The sequence below is a fragment of the Actinomadura parmotrematis genome, assembly GCF_019458805.1.
Lineage (GTDB): Bacteria > Actinomycetota > Actinomycetes > Streptosporangiales > Streptosporangiaceae > Spirillospora > Spirillospora parmotrematis.
In genome coordinates, this window is record NZ_JAIBOA010000037.1 from 1 (window position 1) to 19379 (window position 19379).

General features: G+C 72.9%; 20 protein-coding genes. 11 read left to right on the top strand and 9 right to left on the bottom strand.

What is annotated here, in order from left to right:
• The first annotated feature begins 97 nt into the window (after window positions 1-97).
• From K1Y72_RS34915 to pip, 3 genes are all read left to right on the top strand, one after another.
• Window positions 98-937 carry a TIGR02452 family protein gene (locus tag K1Y72_RS34915; RefSeq protein WP_308287378.1) on the top strand — a complete coding sequence of 280 codons (840 nt, stop codon included), beginning with the start codon at window positions 98-100 and terminating at the stop codon, window positions 935-937.
• Window positions 938-1012: 75 nt separating this feature from the next.
• Window positions 1013-1558, top strand: coding sequence for a dihydrofolate reductase family protein (locus K1Y72_RS34920; protein WP_220170826.1), 546 nt, complete (start codon window positions 1013-1015; stop codon window positions 1556-1558).
• Between the two features lie 16 nt (window positions 1559-1574).
• Entirely contained in the window at window positions 1575-2561 is a 987-nt protein-coding gene (gene pip / locus K1Y72_RS34925; RefSeq protein ID WP_220170827.1) for a prolyl aminopeptidase, read from the top strand.
• Here pip and K1Y72_RS34930 read toward each other — a convergent pair.
• Entirely contained in the window at window positions 2528-3385 is an 858-nt protein-coding gene (locus K1Y72_RS34930; protein ID WP_220170828.1) for an NAD(P)H-binding protein, read from the bottom strand. The genes pip and K1Y72_RS34930 overlap by 34 nt on opposite strands.
• An 80-nt stretch (window positions 3386-3465) precedes the next feature.
• On the opposite strand from K1Y72_RS34930, the gene K1Y72_RS34935 reads away from it, so the two are divergent.
• Window positions 3466-3852 (top strand): winged helix-turn-helix transcriptional regulator, encoded by a 387-nt coding sequence (locus tag K1Y72_RS34935; protein ID WP_220170829.1) that lies wholly within the window; start codon window positions 3466-3468, stop codon window positions 3850-3852.
• A 47-nt stretch (window positions 3853-3899) separates the two neighbouring features.
• Window positions 3900-4466, top strand: coding sequence for a hypothetical protein (locus K1Y72_RS34940; RefSeq protein ID WP_220170830.1), 567 nt, complete (start codon window positions 3900-3902; stop codon window positions 4464-4466).
• Here K1Y72_RS34940 and K1Y72_RS34945 read toward each other — a convergent pair.
• Window positions 4438-5310 (bottom strand): sterol desaturase family protein, encoded by an 873-nt coding sequence (locus K1Y72_RS34945; RefSeq protein WP_220170831.1) that lies wholly within the window; start codon window positions 5308-5310, stop codon window positions 4438-4440. The two genes, K1Y72_RS34940 and K1Y72_RS34945, sit on opposite strands and share 29 nt — an antisense overlap.
• Entirely contained in the window at window positions 5310-6023 is a 714-nt protein-coding gene (locus K1Y72_RS34950) for a FadR/GntR family transcriptional regulator (protein ID WP_258574562.1), read from the bottom strand. Before K1Y72_RS34950 ends, K1Y72_RS34945 begins: the two co-directional genes overlap by 1 nt.
• A gap of 109 nt (window positions 6024-6132) precedes the next feature.
• Here K1Y72_RS34950 and K1Y72_RS34955 point away from each other — a divergent pair, with 109 nt between their 5' ends.
• A complete protein-coding gene (locus K1Y72_RS34955) occupies window positions 6133-6888 on the top strand; it encodes an ArsR/SmtB family transcription factor (RefSeq protein WP_220170832.1) in 756 nt (251 codons plus the stop codon).
• On the opposite strand, the gene K1Y72_RS34960 is transcribed toward K1Y72_RS34955, so the two are convergent.
• Complete coding sequence (locus tag K1Y72_RS34960; protein WP_220170833.1) at window positions 6885-7370, bottom strand: 2-thiouracil desulfurase family protein; 486 nt, start codon at window positions 7368-7370, stop codon at window positions 6885-6887. The genes K1Y72_RS34955 and K1Y72_RS34960 overlap by 4 nt on opposite strands.
• A gap of 86 nt (window positions 7371-7456) precedes the next feature.
• Here K1Y72_RS34960 and ctaD point away from each other — a divergent pair, with 86 nt between their 5' ends.
• A complete protein-coding gene (gene ctaD / locus K1Y72_RS34965; RefSeq protein WP_220170834.1) occupies window positions 7457-9142 on the top strand; it encodes an aa3-type cytochrome oxidase subunit I in 1686 nt (561 codons plus the stop codon).
• A gap of 71 nt (window positions 9143-9213) precedes the next feature.
• On the top strand, window positions 9214-9906 hold the full coding sequence (locus K1Y72_RS34970; RefSeq protein WP_220170835.1) for an SAM-dependent methyltransferase: 693 nt from the start codon (window positions 9214-9216) through the stop codon (window positions 9904-9906).
• Window positions 9907-9969: 63 nt separating this feature from the next.
• Here K1Y72_RS34970 and K1Y72_RS34975 read toward each other — a convergent pair whose 3' ends face one another.
• The 4 genes from K1Y72_RS34975 to K1Y72_RS34990 all read right to left on the bottom strand — a co-directional run bounded on the left by K1Y72_RS34975 (window position 9970) and on the right by K1Y72_RS34990 (window position 14107).
• A complete protein-coding gene (locus K1Y72_RS34975) occupies window positions 9970-10788 on the bottom strand; it encodes an SDR family NAD(P)-dependent oxidoreductase (protein WP_220170836.1) in 819 nt (272 codons plus the stop codon).
• A gap of 63 nt (window positions 10789-10851) precedes the next feature.
• On the bottom strand, window positions 10852-12366 hold the full coding sequence (locus K1Y72_RS34980; RefSeq protein ID WP_220170837.1) for a flavin-containing monooxygenase: 1515 nt from the start codon (window positions 12364-12366) through the stop codon (window positions 10852-10854).
• A complete protein-coding gene (locus K1Y72_RS34985; RefSeq protein ID WP_220170838.1) occupies window positions 12366-13364 on the bottom strand; it encodes an AurF N-oxygenase family protein in 999 nt (332 codons plus the stop codon). Before K1Y72_RS34985 ends, K1Y72_RS34980 begins: the two co-directional genes overlap by 1 nt.
• Complete coding sequence (locus K1Y72_RS34990) at window positions 13361-14107, bottom strand: TetR/AcrR family transcriptional regulator (protein ID WP_308287379.1); 747 nt, start codon at window positions 14105-14107, stop codon at window positions 13361-13363. The genes K1Y72_RS34985 and K1Y72_RS34990 overlap by 4 nt, the downstream gene beginning before the upstream one ends.
• Before the next feature lie 164 nt (window positions 14108-14271).
• On the opposite strand from K1Y72_RS34990, the gene K1Y72_RS34995 reads away from it, so the two are divergent.
• A complete protein-coding gene (locus K1Y72_RS34995) occupies window positions 14272-15483 on the top strand; it encodes a pyridoxal phosphate-dependent aminotransferase (RefSeq protein WP_220170839.1) in 1212 nt (403 codons plus the stop codon).
• 40 nt (window positions 15484-15523) lie between these two features.
• Here K1Y72_RS34995 and K1Y72_RS35000 read toward each other — a convergent pair whose 3' ends face one another.
• Window positions 15524-17587: an ATP-dependent DNA helicase gene (locus tag K1Y72_RS35000; RefSeq protein WP_220170870.1), complete on the bottom strand. Its 2064-nt coding sequence runs from the start codon at window positions 17585-17587 to the stop codon at window positions 15524-15526.
• 214 nt (window positions 17588-17801) lie between these two features.
• On the opposite strand from K1Y72_RS35000, the gene K1Y72_RS35005 reads away from it, so the two are divergent.
• Window positions 17802-18809, top strand: a complete 1008-nt coding sequence (locus K1Y72_RS35005; RefSeq protein ID WP_308287380.1) for an MlaD family protein — start codon at window positions 17802-17804, stop codon at window positions 18807-18809.
• 34 nt (window positions 18810-18843) lie between these two features.
• A complete protein-coding gene (locus K1Y72_RS35010; protein WP_220170840.1) occupies window positions 18844-19341 on the top strand; it encodes a phosphoribosyltransferase in 498 nt (165 codons plus the stop codon).
• Window positions 19342-19379: the final 38 nt, after the last annotated feature.

Consider the following 19379-nt stretch of genomic DNA (forward strand, 5'->3'; position numbering starts at 1 on the left):
ATATTGGGAAGGCCCCGCCGAAAGGCGGGGCCTTTTCCATTTCCAGGCGCAGAAAAGGGCTCGAAGGGATGAGTGATCCGGCCTAGGCTGCGGTCCTGTGAGCAGCAGGTTGCGCGGGATCGCGGATGAGAACGAGCAGATCGTTGCCGCCGGCGAGTACGTCGCCGACGGCGGGCGGGTCGTCAGGATCGGGCCGGCGCTGCGGGCCGCCGCAGAGGGGACCGTCGACTACACCCCGGCCGAGCTGGACGCCCTGCTGAACTCTCGTGAGGGCGGCGGCGATCACGCGACGTCCTTCGAGGTGACGGCCGAGGGGACGATGCAGGCCGCGGGGCGGTTGCACAGGGAGGGCGCGGGGAGCATCGCGGCGCTCAACTTCGCCTCGGCTCGCAATCCCGGGGGCGGGTACATCAGGGGCGCGAAGGCGCAGGAAGAAGATCTGTGCCGTAGCGCGCTCCTGTACTCGTGCCTCCTCAAGGCCCCGGATTACTACGAGACGCATCGGGCGTCCAGCGATCTCCTTTACAGCCATCGGGTCATCTGGTCGCCGGATGTCCCCGTGGTGCGGAACGAGGGCGGGCGGCTGCTCGACGAGTTCCGGCTCGTCTCGTTCTTGACGAGTCCCGCGCCGAACGCGGGTGAGGCGTTGCGCCGTGACCGCGTGCTGGGTGACCGGATCGTGCAGGTGTTGCACGAGCGTGCCGAGCGGGTACTCGCCGTCGCGGCCCATCAGCGGGTCCGGACGCTGATTCTGGGGGCTTGGGGATGCGGGGTGTTCCGCAACGATCCTCGCCAGGTCGCCGACGCGTTCCACGCGCACCTCGTCGGGCCGGGGGCGTTCACGGGCGCCTTCGAGCGGGTGGTGTTCGCCGTCTGGGATCGCTCGCCGGTCTCCGCGAACAAGGCCGCGTTCGCCGAGCGGTTCGGGGAGGGCTGACGGCGGGTTTCGTCGTAGGCGGCTGCCAGGGTGGTTCCAACGGCAGGGTGTACGGATCGAGACCTGGGAGTCCCCATGCGCAAGCTGTTCGTTTCGGAGTTCATCACCGCGGACGGCGTCATCGAGGCGCCCCACGAGTGGCACGGCGACTACTTCAACGAGGAGATGGGCGAGGCGGTCGGGGGCCAGTGGGCGAACGCCGACGCCATCCTGCTCGGCCGGACCACCTACGACGGGTTCGCCGCCGCCTGGCCGTCGATGCGGGACCAGCCCGGCGGCGACTTCATGAACGGCACCGCCAAGTACGTGGTGTCGAGGACGCTGGAGAAGGCGGAGTGGGAGAACTCCGCCGTCATCGACGGCAACGGTGACGTCGCCGCGGCGATCAGGGAGCTGAAGGAGGGGCCGGGCCGGGACATCATCGTGATGGGCAGCGGCGTCCTGGTGGACTTCCTGATCGCCGAGGGCCTGGTGGACGAGATCAGGCTCCTGGTCGACCCGGTGATCGTCGGTAAGGGGCAGCGGCTCTTCGGGGCGGGGGTGCCGAAGACGCCCCTGTCCCTGGTCTCGGCGGAGGTGTTCACCACCGGTGTGCAGCACCTCGTCTACAGCGTCGGCTAGACGCGGGGACGCGCTCGTGCATCCGCCGATCGAGCCGTACGCGGACGGCCTCCTCGACACCGGGGACGGGCATCGCGTCCACTGGGAGACCTGCGGTGATCCCGGCGGGCGGCCGGTGCTCGTCGTCCACGGGGGCCCGGGGTCGGGCTGCACGCCCGGCCAGCGCCGTCTGTTCGATCCCAAGCACTACCGGGCCGTGCTGTTCGACCAGCGGGGTTGCGGGCGGAGCCGGCCCCACACGGCCGACCCGTCGACCGGCCTGGACGGCAACACGACCTGGCATCTGGTCGCCGACATGGAGCGGCTCCGCGAGCACCTCGGCATCGACCGCTGGCTGCTGTTCGGGGGCTCGTGGGGGTCGACGCTGATGCTCGCCTACGCCGAGGCGCACCCGGAACGCGTCACCGGGATGGTGGTCGCGGGGGTGACGATGTCGCGCCGGTCGGAGATCGACTGGCTGTACCGGGGCGTGGGCCGCTTCTTCCCGGCGGAGTGGCGGCGGTTCCGGGACGGCGCCCCCGACCCTGACGGCGACCTGGTCGAGGGTTACGCCCGGCTGCTGTCCGATCCGGATCCGGCGGTGCGGGAGCGGGCGGCCCGCGACTGGACGGCCTGGGAGGACGCCGTCGTCTCCCTGGAGAAAGAGGGGAGGCCGCGGCCTTACAGCGGCCGTCCGGACGCGGCCCGGCTCGCGTTCGCGCGCATCTGCGCCCACTACTTCGCGCACTCCGCCTGGCTGGAGGAGGGTGCGCTCCTGCGCGACGCGCACCGTCTCGCCGGGATACCGGGGGTGCTCGTCCACGGTCGCCTCGACCTGGGCGCGCCGCTGGAGAACGCCTGGCAGCTCGCCGAGGCGTGGCCGGACGCCCGCCTCGTGGTGGTGGACACCGGGCATACCGGTGGCGCCGCGATGACGGGCGCCGTCCTGGCGGCGCTGGACGGGTTCGCCGCCGCGTGGCCGGGCGCGGGTCAGAGCAGGTCGGCGCGCCGGCCGGTCAGGTAGGCGGTGAGGGAGGTCGCCGGGCGGCCGGTGAGGCGGGGGACGGCGCCGGTGACGACGTCCATCCAGCCGGCGCGGTGCGCCGCGCCCGCCCCGGCCCAGGCTGCCGCCAGCGTCTCGGGGACGCCCTGCGCGGCGAGCCGGGCGGTGGCCTCGGCGGGGTCCAGCGGGACGTGCCGGACCGGGCGGCCGGTCGCCTCCGACAGGGCGGCGGCGAGGCCCGCGGCGGTCACCGCTTCGGGGCCCGTCACGTCCAGGTACTCGCCGGTCGAGCCTCCCTCAGCGAGGACGGCGGAGGCGACGGCGGCGCTGTCGTCGCGGGTGACGTAGCCGACGCGGCCCTTCCCGGCGGTGGTCGGAAGCTCGCCGGTGGCGACGGCGCGCTGCGCCAGGCCCATGTCGAGCAGGATCTCCGGCCAGAAGTTGAAGCGCAGCGCCGTGAACGGCACGCCGCTGCCGGCGAGCACGCGTTCGGTGTCGCGGTGGTCGGCGACGACGCCGACCGGGTTGCCCGGGTCGCCGGCACGCGTCACCGAGGTGTAGACGAGGTGGCCGACGCCGGCCTCGGCGGCCGCCTCGATCGCGGCGGTGTGCGCGGGCACCCGCCCCGTCCAGGCGTCCAGGCTGATGACGAGGAGCCGCTCGACGCCGTCCAGGGCGCGGGCGAGGTCGCCGGGTGCGGTGAAGTCGGCGTGCCGGGCGCGGACGCCCTTCACCCGGTCGGGGGTGCGCGTGAGGGCGAGCACGCGGGACGCGTCGACGCGGTCCAGCAGGTGCCGCAGCACCAGGCCGCCCAGCTTTCCAGAGGCGCCGCTGACAGCGAGCATCACAGATCTCCCGAGGTCGTGCGCGGATGCGTACGCTGATCGTGCGCCGTCCGCCCGGCCCCTCGAAAGAAGGCACTTCGATGTCCACTGCTCCGGTGACGCCGACCGCCCTCGTGACTCCCGTGACCGCCGCCGACTACGAGGGCTGTCCGGGGACGGCCGTCGTGCGCCGCTCGGGGGAGAAATGGACGATGCTGCTGCTGTCCCTGCTGAGCCAGCGCGCCTACGGGTTCAACGAGCTGGACCGGGCGGTCGAGGGTCTCAGCCGCCGGGTGCTGACCCGGACGCTGCGCATCCTGGAGCGCGACGGGCTCGTCAGCCGCACCCCGCTGCCCGACGGGCGGGTCGCCTACGCGCTCACCGGTCTCGGCCGGTCGCTGTACGGGCGGCTGCGCCATCTCGCGGTGTGGGCGGTCGAGAACGAGGACGCGGTCCGCGCCGCACGCGAGGCGTTCGACCGCGCGTGAGGGCGGCCTGCGGGATCATACGGGGATGCGTTCCGGTTGGAGGTCCCGTGGTCACCGCCCATAAGTCGCGGCTGCGCGACAAGTACCTGTCGGCGGAGGTGTCGGCGGCGCCCGCGCCGTGGCGGCGGGTGTTCGACGGCCCGCGGCCCGTCGGGGGCCTGCTCGGCGCCGGGTTCGCCGTCCGCCCCGAAGACGGGCGGGACCTGCTGCTGGTGGTGTCCCATGACGGGTACGGCCTGTTCGACACGGTGACGGGCGAGCGCGTCGCGCGAGAGCGCACCCCCGATCCCGCCGATGACGACGATCTGGTGCGGCACGGCATCGGGCCCGTCGCGGCGGAGCCGGTGCGGATCGCGGGCCTGTTCGGCGGTGGCCTGCACACCGGGACCGGCGACGGCTGGTCGGTGGAGGTCGTCGCGCCCGGCTGGCCCGACCAGCGGGTGATCCTGTCGTCCGACGGCGGGCAGCATTCGGGGTCGCCGGGCGGCACGTGGTGGCACGTCCGGCACGTCGACCACGCCGAGCTGCGCGCCGCCGGGTTCGCGCCGTCGGGGGAGACCTTCGTCGTCGCGACGAGCGCCGACGTCAGCCTGTGGACGCGGGCGCGGGCGTAGGCGGGGCGGGCGGGGCGGGCGTCCAGCCGGGGCCGCGCAGCACGTGGCCGGCGCGGTCGCGCCAGGACGGGGCGGCGCGCACGTCCCGCCACAGGCCGGCGAACTCGTGGAAGGCGACGCGGGCCGGGTTGTAGGTGCCGACGTTCTTGGTGAGGCCGTACACGGGCCGCTCGCCCTCGGGCTCGAAGCTGCGGAACAGCCGGTCCCACACGATGAGGATGCCGCCGTAGTTGCGGTCCAGGTAGCGGCGGTTGGAGCCGTGGTGGACGCGGTGGTGCGAGGGGGTGTTGAAGACCAGTTCCACCGGTCGCGGCAGCCGCTCGACCCGCTCGGTGTGCAGGAAGAACTGGTAGACGAGGCTGACCGACTGCTGGAACAGGATCATCCAGGGGGAGAAGCCGAGCAGCGCGAGCGGCAGCCAGAACGGCAGCGCCGTCATCGGCGTCCACGTCTGCCGGAGCGCGGTGGACAGGTTGTAGAAGGTGCTGGAGTGGTGCACGACGTGGCTCGCCCAGAGGACGCGGACCTCGTGGTGCAGCCGGTGGTACCAGTAGTAGACGAGGTCCTCGGCGAAGAACAGCGCCACCCACGTCAGCGGGTCGCTCGCGGGCAGGTGGAACGGCGCGACGGCGTAGGCGGCGGTGTAGACGGCGACGACGGCGAGTTTCCAGCCGACGTTGATGGCGACGTAGCCGAGGCCCATCGACAGGCTGGTGGCGGCGTCGCGGACCTCGTAGCCGCGCTCGTCGTCGTCGGGCAGGTAGCGGTAGGAGAACGCCTCCAGCGCCAGGCAGAGCACGAACACCGGGACCGCGTACAGCACCGGGTCGACGACCGCACCCATCAGAACTCCTCCTCCTGCTCGATCCTGGCCACCACGTCGCCGAGGAGGTCCCACGCCGCCCGGTGGGCGCCGTCGCCGTCGCGGGCGGCGATGAGCGCGGCGAGCTCGTCGTGGCGGGCGCGGTCGGCGTACTCCTCCAGCAGCCCGGCGACGGTCTCGGGGCCGAGCCGCGCCACCGCGTCCACCAGGCTGTTGAGGGCGAGGCGGTAGGCGATGTTGCCCGAGCCGTCGACGACCGCGTCCCAGAAGGCGAGGTCGGCGGCGACGAGGGCGTCCCGGTCGCGGGCGTCGGCGGGGAAGCGCCGGGCCGCCTCGGTGACGCGGGCGACGTCGCGGGCGTCGGCGTGGCGGGCGCAGCGGCGGGCGGCGTCGGCGCCGACCGTCTGCCGCATGACGACGATGTCGTGCAGCACCGTGCGGGCCTCGGCCACGCCGGAGCGGGTCAGCTCCAGCAGCAGCTCCAGGCCGGCGTGCCGCCGCCAGTCCAGCACCTGCGTCCTGCCTCCCTGCGCGACGCGCACCACGCCCGCCTGCTGGAGGCGCTTCAGCGCCTCGCGGACCGCGTGCCGGTTGACCCCGAAGACCTCGGTCAGCTCGCGCTCGGGCGGCAGGAGGTCGCCGGGCGCGACCTCGCCGCCGAGGATGCGGCCGATCAGCTGGGCGTACACCGCGTCCGACAGGACGCCCCGCGCTACGGCGGTCATCTCCGGCATACCGTCCAGGGTCCTCGATAACGGTCCACTTATCAACTGGTTGGACCAGCGGCGTGGCAGGGAGCGGGACGGCCTTGACATGCAAGGAAATGCCTGCATTACTGCGGGTATGCAGGACGCCGTGTTCCGGGCGCTGGCCGACCCCACGCGCCGCCGCCTCCTGGACCGCCTCCACGAGGAGAACGGGCCGACGCTCGGGCGGCTCTGCGCCGGGCTCGGGATGTCGCGGCAGGCCGCGAGCCAGCACCTCGCGGTCCTCGAAGAGGCCGGCCTCGTCACCGTCGTGCGCCGCGGGCGCGAGCGGCTGCACTACCTGAACCCGGTGCCGCTGCACGAGGTGCAGGAGCGCTGGATCGACAAGTTCGAGCGGCCGCGGCTGCGGGCGCTCGCCGAACTCAAACGCCGCGCGGAGGACGCCGTGTCCGACAGGCCCACGTACGTGTACGTCACCTACATCGAGAGCACCCCCGGCAAGGTGTGGGAGGCCCTCACCGACGCCGAGCTGACCGCCGCCTACTGGGGGCACGCCAACGTGTCGGACTGGCGGCCGGAATCGCGGTGGGAGCACCGGCGCACCGACGGGTCGGGCGTCGTCGACGCGGGCGGCACCGTCCTGGAGGCCGACCCGCCGCGCCGGCTCGTCCTCACCTTCGGTCCCCCCGAGGAGGGCGCGGAGGCGTCCACCGTCGCCTTCGACATCGAGCCCTACGGCGCGATCGTCCGGGTCACCGTCACCCACACCGACCTGCCCGACGAGGAGCAGCGCGATGTCGCCGCCAAGGGCTGGACGGCGGTGCTGGCCAACCTGAAGACGCTGCTGGAGACCGGGCACGTGCTGCCGGAGGCCCCCTGGGAGATGCCCTAGAGGGAGTCGGCGTAGGCGGCCGCGGCCGCCAGGTCGTCCTCGCCGAAGACGCGGACGCCCGCGCGCTCCAGCAGCGCGGCGGTGACGCCCTCGCCGGGCACCTTGCGGCCGCTGAACGTCCCGTCGTGGACGCGCAGCGTCCCGCAGGACGGGCTGCCCTGCTTGAGCACCGCGACGCGCGCCCCGGTGCGGCGCGCGGCGTCCAGGGCGTGCCGGGCGCCGCGCAGGAACGCCTCGGTGACGTCCTCGCCGGTGACGGCGACGACGCGGGCGGCGCCGTCCAGCACGTCCGCGCCGGTCCCGCCGACGATCTCGGCGGGCGGGCGCGGGACCGCGAGGCCGCCCGCGACCTCCGGGCACACCGGGACGAGCCGCCCGGCCGCGCGCCACGCCTCGACGACGGCGTCCGCCACCGGCCTCCCGGTGCCGTCGTAGCGGACCGGGCGGCCGAGCAGGCAGGAGCTCACCAGGATCGGTTCCACCCCGCCAGCCTAGGCCGCGTGACGTCTTGCGCCGGATGGGGCGACGGCGGATGGTGGTGGGGTCTGTCGTCCCTAGGGAGCCCGGCATGGTCCTGCTCGGCCGCGAACTCCCCGAGGCGCCCGCGCCGCGGCGCCTGCGGGGTTCGGCCCTGGTGCGGTGGGTCACCACCACCGACCACAAGGTCATCGGATACCTGTACCTGATCACCTCGTTCGTGTTCTTCCTGCTGGGCGGCGTGATGGCGATGGTGATCCGCGCCGAGCTGCTGGAGCCGGGCCGCCAGCTCGTCAGCAACGAGCAGTTCAACCAGCTGTTCACCATGCACGGCACGGTGATGCTGCTGCTGTTCGCGACGCCGCTGTTCGTCGGCTTCGCCAACGTGATCATGCCGTTGCAGATCGGCTCGCCGGACGTGGCGTTCCCCCGCCTCAACATGTTCAGCTACTGGCTGTTCCTGTTCGGCGGGCTGATCGTGTTCCTGTCGTTCGTCACCCCCGGCGGCGCCGCCGGGTTCGGCTGGACGGCCTACACCCCGCTCAGCGACGGCGTCCGCACGCCCGGCACCGGCGGCGACCTGTGGATCATGGGGCTGTCGCTGGCCGGCATCGGCACCATCCTCGGCGGCGTCAACTTCGTCACCACCATCATCGGGATGCGCGCGCCCGGCATGACGATGTTCCGGATGCCGATCTTCACCTGGAACATCCTGCTGACCAGCGTGCTGGTGCTGATCGCCTTCCCGGTGCTGGCGGCCGCGCTGCTGGTGCTGGAGGCCGACCGCAAGCTCGGCGCGCACGTGTTCGACCCGGCCGTCGGCGGCGCGATGACCTGGCAGCACCTGTTCTGGTTCTTCGGCCATCCCGAGGTCTACATCATCGCGCTGCCGTTCTTCGGGATCATCACCGAGGTCATCCCGGTGTTCAGCCGCAAGCCGCTGTTCGGCTACTTCGGCATGGTCGGCGCGACCATGCTCATCGCCGGGCTGTCGGTGACGGTCTGGGCGCACCACATGTTCGTCACCGGGCAGGTGCTGCTGCCGTTCTTCTCGTTCATGACCTTCCTCATCGCCGTCCCGACCGGGGTGAAGTTCTTCAACTGGGTGGGGACGATGTGGCGCGGCCGGCTGAGCTTCCAGTCACCGATGCTGTTCGCCGTCGGGTTCCTGGTGACGTTCCTGTTCGGCGGGCTGACCGGCGTCATCCTCGCCTCGCCGCCGCTGGACTTCCACCTCAACGACTCCTACTTCGTCGTCGCGCACTTCCACTACGTGGTGTTCGGGACGGTGGTGTTCGCGATGTTCTCCGGCTTCTACTTCTGGTGGCCGAAGATGACCGGGAAGATGCTGAACGACACCCTCGGCAAGATCCACTTCTGGTTCCTGTTCGTGGGCTTCCACACCACGTTCCTCGTGCAGCACTGGCTCGGCGCCGAGGGCATGCCGCGCCGCTACGCCGACTACCCCAAGGAGTTCGAGGGCCTGAACCAGGTGTCCAGCGTGGGCGCCTTCGTGCTCGGCGCGTCCACGCTGTTCTTCCTGTTCAACGTGTACCACACCGCCCGGCACGGCAGGCGCGTCGACGTCGACGACCCCTGGGGCTTCGGCAACTCGCTGGAGTGGGCGACGTCCTGCCCGCCGCCGCGGCACAACTTCACGAGCATCCCGCGGATCCGCTCCGAGCGGCCGGCGTTCGACCTGCACCATCCGCACCTGCCGCCCGAACGGCTCCAATCGGGCAATGCGGAAGGCGGCACTGCCGGATCGGATACATAAACCCCGTCCCCGGCAGACTCTTCGCGGTTACTTTCCGTGTTCGCGCCGTCACGTCGTCCTACGTTGGCGGCATGGAGCGACTGCAGACCCCTGCCCAGCGCGACTGGGCCGCCTGGCACGACGCCTACGACGACCCCGCCTCCTCGCTCTCCCGCCGGCTCGCGACCGTCCGGGCCCGCGTCGCGGCGGCCCTGGACGCGGCGCCGCCCGGCCCGGTCCGCGCCGTCAGCCTCTGCGCGGGCCAGGGCCGCGACCTGATCGGCGCGGTCGCCGCGCACCCGCGGCGCGCCGACGTGCGCGCCCTGCTCGTCGAGATCGACCCCGCCAACGTGCTGGCGGCCCAGCGGGCGGCCGCGGCCGCGGGGCTGGCGGGGTTCCGCGCGATCGCCGCCGACGCCGCCCGCACCGCCGTCTACACCGGCGCGATCCCGGCCGACCTCGTCCTGGCCTGCGGGGTGTTCGGCAACATCGGCGACGGCGACGTGCGGCGGACGATCTCGATCCTGCCGCAGCTCTGCGCGCCCGGCGCCCGGGTGGTGTGGACGCGCAACCGGCAGCCGCCCGACCTCACGCCGCAGATCCTCGGCTGGTTCGCCGACCACGGCTTCGCCGCCGAGTGGATCTCGCCGGCGGAGGGCCCCGGGTACGGCGTCGGCGTGCACCGCTACACCCGGCCGGAGTCCGCGCGGTTCGACGCGAGCGTGCGGATGTTCACCTTCGTCGGCTACGACGTGCTGCGCAACGGCGCGCCCTGGCCCGAGTAGCGGGAACGCGCGAGGCCCCGTCCGCGCGGACGGGGCCTCGCACGTTCTTGCCGGTGCGTGCGGCTACTTGCCCGAGCGGATGCGGCCGACGGCGAGCCCGGCGACGCGGGTGGCCGCGCCCGGGTTCAGCCGGACGCCGCGCCAGGCGGCCCGGCCGTGGGCGGGCGCCACGATGAGCGCCTGGTTCTTGGCGACGCCCTTCATGATGTCGCGGGCCAGCTTCTCGGCGGTGTAGAGCCGCGGCGACGCCTTCTTGATGTCGTCCTTGGCGTCCCCGCTCATCGAGGTGGCCGGTAGGTCGGGGTTGACGTTGGTGAGCAGCGGGGTGTCGACGAAGCTCGGGCAGACGACGCTGACCTTGACGCCGCGGCCGGCGGCCTCGGCGCGCAGCCCGAGCGACAGCCCGACGACGGCGTGCTTGGTGGCGGTGTAGGGGATGCCGAGCGGCATCGGCACGAGCCCGGCGAGCGAGGCGGTGTTGACGATGTGCCCCGAGCGCTGCTCCAGCATGATCGGGTAGGCGGCGTGCACGCCGTGCACCACGCCCTTGAGGTTGATGTCGATGGCCCGGTCCCAGTGCGCGAGGGTGAGCTCCTCGGCGGCGCCGCCGATGGAGATCCCGGCGTTGTTGAAGACCAGGTCGAGCCGGCCGTGCTCGTCGCGCACGCCCCGGTACAGGGACGCGACGGCGTCCGCGTCGGTGACGTCCAGCCGCGCGGCGGTCGCCTTGCCCCTGCCCAGGGTGTTGAGCTTGTCGGCGACCCGCTCGGCGCCCTCGGCGTTGATGTCGGTGACGACGACGGTGTCGCCGCGGGCGACCAGGGACGTGGCGATCGCCCGGCCGATCCCGGACGCGCCGCCGGTCACGATCGCAATGCTCATTGCGCGCTCCGCTCGGTGAGGTGCCTGCTCTATTGGATGATCTGTGGAATTGGGGGAAGTCTACTAGCCGGTAGCCGCCGGCAGGCGCGCGACCTCGAAGTCGGCGGGATCGAGCCGGCGGGTGCGCAGCCAGTAGTTGACCGTCGACGCCGGCCAGGCCGCCCGGTTCACCCCGTTCCCGTCCAGGTACCAGCTCGTGCAGCCGCCCGACACCCACACCGCGCCCTCGGACCGGCGCCGCACCCACCGGTTGAACCGGTCCTGCGCGCCCGCGCGCACCGCGATCCGGCTGCCGCCGCCCGCGCGCAGCAGCTCCAGGCAGCGCAGCACGTAGCGGACCTGCGCCTCGATCATGAAGATCATCGAGTTGTGGCCGAGCCCGGAGTTCGGGCCGAGCAGCAGGAACAGGTTGGGGAAGCCCGCGACGGTCACGCCGAGGTGGGCCTCGATGCCGTCCTTCCAGGCGTCCTGGATGCGCAGCCCGTTCCGGCCGACGATGCGGGCGTGCTCGAAGGCGTCGGTGACGTGGAACCCGGTGCCGAAGATGATCGCGTCGACCGGGTGCTCGGTGCCGTCCCCCGCGACGATCGAGCGCGGCCGCACCTCGGCGACGCCGGCCGTCGTCACCTGCACGTTGTCGCGCGTGAGGGCGGGGTAGTAGTCGCTGGACACCAGGGTGCGCTTGCAGCCCATCGTGTACCGCGGCGTCAGCTTGGCGCGCAGCTCGGCGTCGGGCACCTGCCGCTTCAGGTGCCACTGCGCGAGGCCGCTCGCCAGCTTCAGCAGCCGCGGGTTCTCGAACCCGAGGACGAAGCTCTCCTGCACCAGGTAGATGGCGCTGCGGTAGCCGCGCTGCACGCCCGGCACCCGCTTGAACAGCGCCCGCTCGACGCCGAGGACCGGCCGGTCGGGCTTCGGCAGGATCCACGGCGGGGTGCGCTGGAACAGCGTCAGCGCGCCGACCTCCCGCGCGATCCGCGGGACGAACTGGATCGCCGACGCCCCCGTCCCGATCACCGCGACGTGCTTGCCCGCCAGGTCGTAGTCGTGGTTCCACTCGGCCGAGTGGAACGTCTCGCCCTCGAAGGACGCGAGGCCCGGCAGGTCGGGGACGTTCGGCTGATGCAGCGGCCCCATCCCGGCCATCAGCGCCTGCCCGCGCACGACCTCGCCGGGCGCGGCGCCCTCGCCCTGCACGGTGACGCGCCAGGTGTCGGACGCGTCGTCGTACTCGGCGCCGGTCACCTCGGTGCGGAAGCGGATGTGCTGCGCCAGGTCGTACTTGTCGACGACGCCCTTGATGTAGTCCAGCAGCTCGTGCTGCTCGGGGAACATCCGCGACCAGTCGCTCTTCGGCTCGAAGGAGAAGGAGTAGAGCAGCGACATGATGTCGCAGGCGCAGCCGGGATAGGTGTTCTCCCGCCAGGTGCCGCCGACCTCGCCGGCCTTCTCCAGGATCACGAAGTCGTGCACGCCCGAGCGCTTCAGCCCGATCGCCATGCAGAGCCCGGAGAACCCGGTGCCGACGATGACGGCCCGGTAGGCGCCGCCGGGGCCCGCCGCCGGCGTGACGGCCATCAGGCGGCGGCCTTCGCCCGAGCGGCGGGCTTCTTCGGCTCGGCCCAGATGCCCATGGCCTTCCACACCTGCCGGTTCACCGGCGTGATGACGCCGAGCTCGGCCATCAGGTCGCGGATCTTGCCGACGGACGCGGTGATCTCGCCCTTGGCGGCGGCGTTGCGGTACGCCTCGCGGACGACCTCGTCGGGGATGCCGAAGCGGCGCACCAGCGGGCCGGGCGGCGACAGCATGATCCGCGCCATCACGCCGAGCACGACCGGGGTGAACAGCCCGAGCAGGCGCCGCCGCGCCTTCGGCATCCGCGGCACCCGGTGCTTCAGGTAGTGCCGGGCGAAGGAGATGTGCCGGGCCTCCTCGGCGATGTGGATCCGCATGATCGTCTCTTCGAGCGGGTGCTTGATGTGCCCGCCCTTCAGCGACTTGCGCTGCACGTAGTCGATCGGGTCCTCGCCGCCGAGCACGAACACGAAGAACATCTCGGTGCTGACCAGCGGGATCCACGGCGCGAGCTGCGCGATCAGGGTGAGCGCGCGCGGCATCCCCTTGATCGGCATGCCGGTGCGGTTGACGAACTCCTGGAACATCATGCCGTGATGGCACTCCTCGGTCGTCTCGTGGTAGACGTACCGGAACTCCGGGCGGCCGTTGGGCAGCCAGTAGGCGTAGTTGAGCAGCCCGCGCTTCAGCAGGTTCTCGAACTGCAGCCCGATCTTCATGGCGGTGGCGACGCGCCAGAGGCCGATCTGCGCCTGGATCTCCGGCGGCTGCGCCCGGTACCAGGCGGTCTCGCCGAGCCGGTCGAACGGCGGCAGCACCCAGCGCGGGTCGTTCTGGTCGACCGCGAGCTCCGGGTCGTCCCAGGGGATGTCGACGTAGGCCTCCCAGTGCTTGTCGACCGACGCCTTGTTCAGGCGGTCGATGACGCCGTGGTAGGACCGGCGGTCCTTGACCTGCTCGCGGACCTCTTCGGCCAGGTCGGTGGGGGCTTCGGTCATGACGGGTCTCCCTCGGGGGCGGGACCGGCGTGCTGCGGTCCGTCGGGCGGGGTCGGGGCGGCCGGGGTCGGGGCCGGAGCGGCCGGGGCGGCCGGGCCGCGGTCGGGGACGATCAGCGCGGCGACGTTCTTGACCTGCTCCAGCACGGCGCGCTGGTTGCCGGACGCGTCGTCGTCCAGCGCGTTCTGCACCGACAGGCCGACGTACATGGCGAAGAGGGCGCGCAGCATCGTCGGCACGAAGTCCTCGGGCAGCGTGTTCGCCGGGAACAGCCGCTCGAAGGTGTCCAGGATCATCTCCAGGATCTGCTCGTTCAGGTCCAGGCAGAAGGCGCGCAGCTCCTCGTCGGTGCGGGCGGCGAACGCGAGCTCCATCAGCGCGCGCGCCTCGCGGCTGCGGAACACCTCCCACAGCAGGTCGAGCGCGCCCGCCACGTTGCGGCGGTCCTTCGGCAGGATCGCGAACGCCGTCTCGTAGGCCAGGCGCTGGGCGTCCAGCAGGTGCTCCAGCGCCGCCTCCACCAGCTCGATCTTGGTGCGGTAGTGGTGCTGCTGCGCGCCGCGCGACACCCCGGCGCGCCGGGCGACCTCGGTGGTGGAGGTGCCCGACCAGCCGAGCTCGACCAGGCACTCCACGGTCGCCTCCAGCAGCCGCGCCCGGGTGGACGCGCGGCGCTCCTCCTGCGTGCGGCGGCCGTCGGGGGAGCGGCGGCGCGCGTGGCGCCGGCGAGTGCTTACTGACACACCCGGAACGGTAAGGCCGCACATACAAGCAAGCAAGCCTGCTTGTATGTCGGGCGCATCACAATCGGACGGCTCGTCCAAGAGCGTCGGGAGGCGTCGGGGGAGCGGTACGGATCGGTCCATCCGGCACGGTTCCGGCGCCCGGCCGTGGATAGGGTGTGTCCATGCAGGTCAACCAGTCGGGCAAACTCACCAACGTCTGCTATGACATCCGCGGCCCGGTGCTGAAGCGCGCCAAGCAGCTGGAGGCCGAGGGCGAGCGCATCCTCAAACTGCACATCGGCAACCCCGCCCCCTTCGGGTTCGAGGCGCCGCCCGAGCTGCTCCAGGACATGATCCGCAACCTGCCGGAGGCGCACGGCTACAGCGACTCCAAGGGCATCCTCCCGGCCCGCCGCGCCGTCGTGCAGCGCTGCGAGGAGCAGGGGATCGCCGGCGTCGACGTCGAGGACGTCTACCTCGGCAACGGCGTCTCCGAGCTGATCGTGATGACGCTGCAGGCACTGCTGGACAACGGCGACGAGGTGCTCATCCCCGCCCCCGACTACCCGCTGTGGACGGCGTCGGTGTCGCTCTGCGGCGGCACCCCCGTGCACTACCTGTGCGACGAGGACGACGGCTGGCAGCCCGACCTCGCCGACATGGAAGCCAAGATCACCCCGAGCACCCGGGCGCTGGTGCTGATCAACCCCAACAACCCCACCGGCGCCGTCTACTCGCGCGAGGTGCTGCGGGGGATCGTCGAGCTGGCCCGCCGGCACGACCTGCTGATCTTCGCCGACGAGATCTACGACAAGATCCTCTACGACGGCGCCGCGCACACCTCGGTCGCCTCGCTGGCGCCCGACCTGCTCTGCCTCACCTTCGGCGGCCTGTCCAAGAACTACCGCGTCGCGGGGTTCCGGGCCGGCTGGGTCGTGCTGTCGGGCCCGAAACGGCACGCCGAGTCCTACATCGAGGGCCTGGACATCCTCGCCAACATGCGGCTCTGCCCGAACGTCCCCGGCCAGCACGCCATCCAGGCCGCGCTCGGCGGCGCCCAGAGCATCGAGGACCTCGTCCTGCCGACCGGCCGCCTCGGCGAGCAGCGCGACCGCGCCGCCAAGATGCTGAACGGCCTGCCCGGCGTGAGCTGCGTCCGCCCGAAGGGCGCCCTCTACGTGTTCCCGCGCCTCGACCCGGAGCAGTACCCGATCACCGACGACGTGCGGTTCGCGTTCGACCTGCTGGAACGGCAGAAGATCCTGATCGTGCAGGGCACCGGCTTCAACTGGCCGGGCACCGACCACTTCCGGATCGTCACCCTGCAGTACGCCGACGAGCTGGAGGAGGCCATCGGCCGCATCGGCGACCACCTGGAGACCATCCGCCGCTGAGACCGCTTCCGGCCGGGGCGGTGCTCTGCGCGCCCGCCGGCTAGGCGTCCGCGGCGGCGTCCAGGCGGCGGAGCGCGCCCCGCACGACCTGCGGGTCGGTGGTCGCCCAGAACGGCGGCAGCGAGTTCTTCAGGAAGCCGCCGTAGCGGGCGGTGGCGAGGCGCGGGTCGAGGATCGCGACGACGCCGCGGTCCTCCATCGAGCGGAGCAGCCGGCCCGCGCCCTGCGCCAGCAGCAGCGCGGCGTGCGTCGCGGCCACCGACATGAACCCGTTGCCGCCGCGCGCCGCGACGGCGCGCTGGCGGGCCGACTGGACCGGGTCGTCGGGGCGCGGGAACGGGATCCGGTCCATGATCACCAGTTGCAGCGCCGGGCCGGGCACGTCCACGCCCTGCCAGAGCGACAGGGTGCCGAACAGGCAGGTCCGCTCCTCCTCGGCGAACCGCTTGACCAGCAGCGACGTGGAGTCCTCGCCCTGGCAGAGCAGCGGGTGCGACAGGTGGTCCTTCAGCTCGTCGGCGGCCTGGCGGGCCGCCCGCATCGAGGAGAACAGGCCGAGCGTCCGGCCGCCGGCCGCCTCGATCAGCTCGGTGATCTCGGTGAGGTAGGCGTCGGGCAGGCCGTCGCGGCCGGGCTGCGGCAGGTGCCGCGCGACGTAGAGGATGCCCGCCTTGGGGTGGTCGAACGGCGATCCGACGTCCAGCCCCGACCAGGTGATCTTGCTGTTCTGGTCGCCGTCCTCGGTGGCGGTGCGGCCGAGGCCCTCGGCGGCGGTCCGGGCGTCGCGCGGCGCGTCCCGCGCGGCCGCGCCGTCCAGCGGCGGCAGGCCCCACTGGCGGGCGAGCGGCTCGAACGACCCGCCGAGCGTCAGCGTCGCCGAGGTGAGGACGGCGGTGCGCTGCTCGAACAGCGTGGTGCGGAGCAGCCCGCCGACGCCGATCGGCGCGACGTAGAGCGCGTTCGGGCGCTTCGGGCGGCCGTCCTGCGCGAACGGCTTGTCCAGCCACACCACGTCGAACCGGGCGGCGATCTCGGGCTGGAACGACTCCAGCATCCGCACGGCGGTGTCGTGCAGCTCCTCCAGCGCCGACCGCGCCGCCTTGCGGGCGCCCGCGTCGGCCGGGTCGGCGTCCTTCTTCTCCGGGCCGATCGCGGTGAGGCAGGCGTGCGCGGCGTCGCGGACGACGGCGAGGGTGGTGCCGAGGGCGGGCGACAGGACGTCCATCCGGCCGGCCGGCAGGTCCTCCAGGATCATGCCGAGCGCCTCGCCGGCCTCGGCGAGCCGGACCGACACGCCCTCCTCGACCAGGCGGTTGCAGCGGCGCGCGGCGGCCTCGACGCCGGGGCCGCTGAGGTCGCCGGTCGCGACCGAGGTGACCCGGTCGACCAGCTCGTGCGCCTCGTCGACGATCACCACGTCGTGCTCGGGCAGCACCTGGAACTCCTCCAGGGCGTCGATGGCGAGCAGCGCGTGGTTGGTGACGACGATGTGCGCCTCGCCCGCCTCGGCGCGGGCCAGCTCGGCGAAGCACTCGGTGCCCTGCGGGCAGCGCGCGGCGCCGAGGCATTCGCGCGCGGTCACCGCGACCTGCCGCCACGCCTGCTCGCCGACGCCGGGGACGAGCTCGTCGCGGTCGCCGGTGGTGGTCGTCTCGGCCCACTCGTTCAGCCGCTTCACCTGCCGGCCGAGCGTGGACAGCGCCTGCGGGTCGAACAGGCCGGGCCCGTCGTCGGGGTCCTCGGGCGCGCCGGTCTGCACCCGGTGCAGGCAGAGGTAGTTGCGGCGGCCCTTCAGGATCGCGAACTTCAGCTCCCGGCCGAGCAGCGGCCGCAGCGCCTCGGCGAGGCGCGGCAGGTCGCGGTCGACGAGCTGGCGCTGCAGCGCGATCGTCGCGGTCGACACCACCACCGTGGTCCGCTCGGCGATCGCGTGCCGGATCGCGGGGACGAGGTAGGCGAGCGACTTGCCGGTCCCGGTGCCGGCCTGCGCGGCGACGTGCTCGCCGCTGTCGATGGCGTGCGCCACCGCCCGCGCCATCTCGACCTGGCCGGGCCGCTCGGCGCCGCCGACCGCCTCGACGGCGGCGGCGAGCAGGACGTCCATGGAGGGCAGGGCGGTCGGGGCGGGGGCGTCGGCGCCGGCGAGGGCGCCGTCGCTCAGCAGATCAGGGGCCGGCACGTCGGCCAACGCTACCGGTCGCGCGGCGCGCCCGCGCCCCGACCGGGTGAGACGGATCACGCGACCGAGGGGTCACGAAGATCGTTCCGCCCCCCACTATAAGTGCTTGCTTACTGAGCTCGCCGGGGGGATCTCGCACGTGATCGGGTTCGTTTCCGCGCGCACGTTCCACGCCGGCCTCGGCTGCGCGGCCCTCGCCGTCGCCGCCGGGGCGATGGTCCACGCCGCCGCGCCGCCGGACGGGGACGCGATCACCTACAGCGCCGTGTTCGCCCGCACCGGCGCGGGCCTCGACGGCCGCTCGGACGTCAAGGTCCGCGGCGTCACCGTCGGGTCGGTCGACGCGGTGCGCCTGGACCCCGACGGGCGGGTGCGGGTGCGGCTGCACGTCGAGCGCGGCGTCCGGATCCCCGCGGCCGCCACCGCGCGCATCGACCCGGTCTCGGTCTTCGGGCCCAAGGAGATCTCGCTGGACCTGCCGCCGGACGGCCCCGCGCTCCCGGCCGGCGGCACCATCACCCGCACCGCCGACGCCTCCGACCCGTCCGACACCGCCGATCCCGCCTACGAGCTGGCCGGCGCGATCGACCCGCAGGACCTCCTCACCCTGAACCGCACGCTCGCCGCCGGGCTCGCCGGGCAGGGCCCCGCGCTCCGCCGCACCCTGGACAACGGCGCCCGCGTCACCGGCGCCGTCCACGCCGACCGCGCGGAACTGGAGCGGCTGCTCGCCGGCATCACCGGCGTCTCCGGCACCCTCGGCGGGCGCGGCGACGCCCTCGCCGCCACCGTGACCGGCGCCGGCGACCTCGCCGGCCTCGCCACCGACCGCCCCGACCAGATCTCCCGGCTGCTCGACGAGGCCGCCCGCACGTCCACCGGCGTCGGCGCCACGCTCGCCGGGCACGGCGCGAACCTTGGCCGCATCGTCGACGGCGCCGCGCCGGTCGCCGGCGTCGTCGCGGCCCGCGACCGCGAGCTCGTCCAGCTCCTCGGCGGCCTCACCGGCTTTTTCGACATGCTGTCGAACGTCATGTACGGCGCCGGACCGCAGGGCACCCGCACCGCCGTGCTGCGCAGCCGCCAGGCGCTGGAGCTCTGCGGGATCGTCGTGGACGTCTGCCCCGCCGCGCCCGGCGCCCCCTGACGGGCCCGCCGGCGCGCCGCGAGAGGATGGCGGCGTGTCAACGGAACGAGAAGTCCTCACCTGGGAGCTGTTCGGCCGCGCCGGCCGCGAGCTGGCCGGGCAGGTCGCGGCCGACGGCTACGAACCCGACCTGATCCTGTCCATCGCCCGCGGCGGCCTGTTCGTCGCCGGCTCCCTCGGCTACGCCCTCGACGTCAAGAACCTGCACGTGATGAACGTGGAGTTCTACACCGGCGTCGACCAGCGGCTGGACCTGCCCGTCATGCTGCCGCCGACGCCGAGCGCGGTGGACCTGTCGGGCGCCCGCGTCCTCGTCGCCGACGACGTCGCCGACACCGGCGCCACCCTGAAGCTCGTCCGCGACTTCTGCGCCGACCACGTCGCCGACGTGCGCTGCGCCGTCGTCTACGAGAAGCCCCGCTCCACGGTGAAGTGCGAGTACGTCTGGAAGCGCACCGACCGGTGGATCGACTTCCCGTGGTCGGCCGAACCGCCCGTCACCAGCCGGGCGCCACGGGTACGGGATGCGTGAAAACGGTCACTCCCCGTGACGTCCCCTGCTAGAAGAGT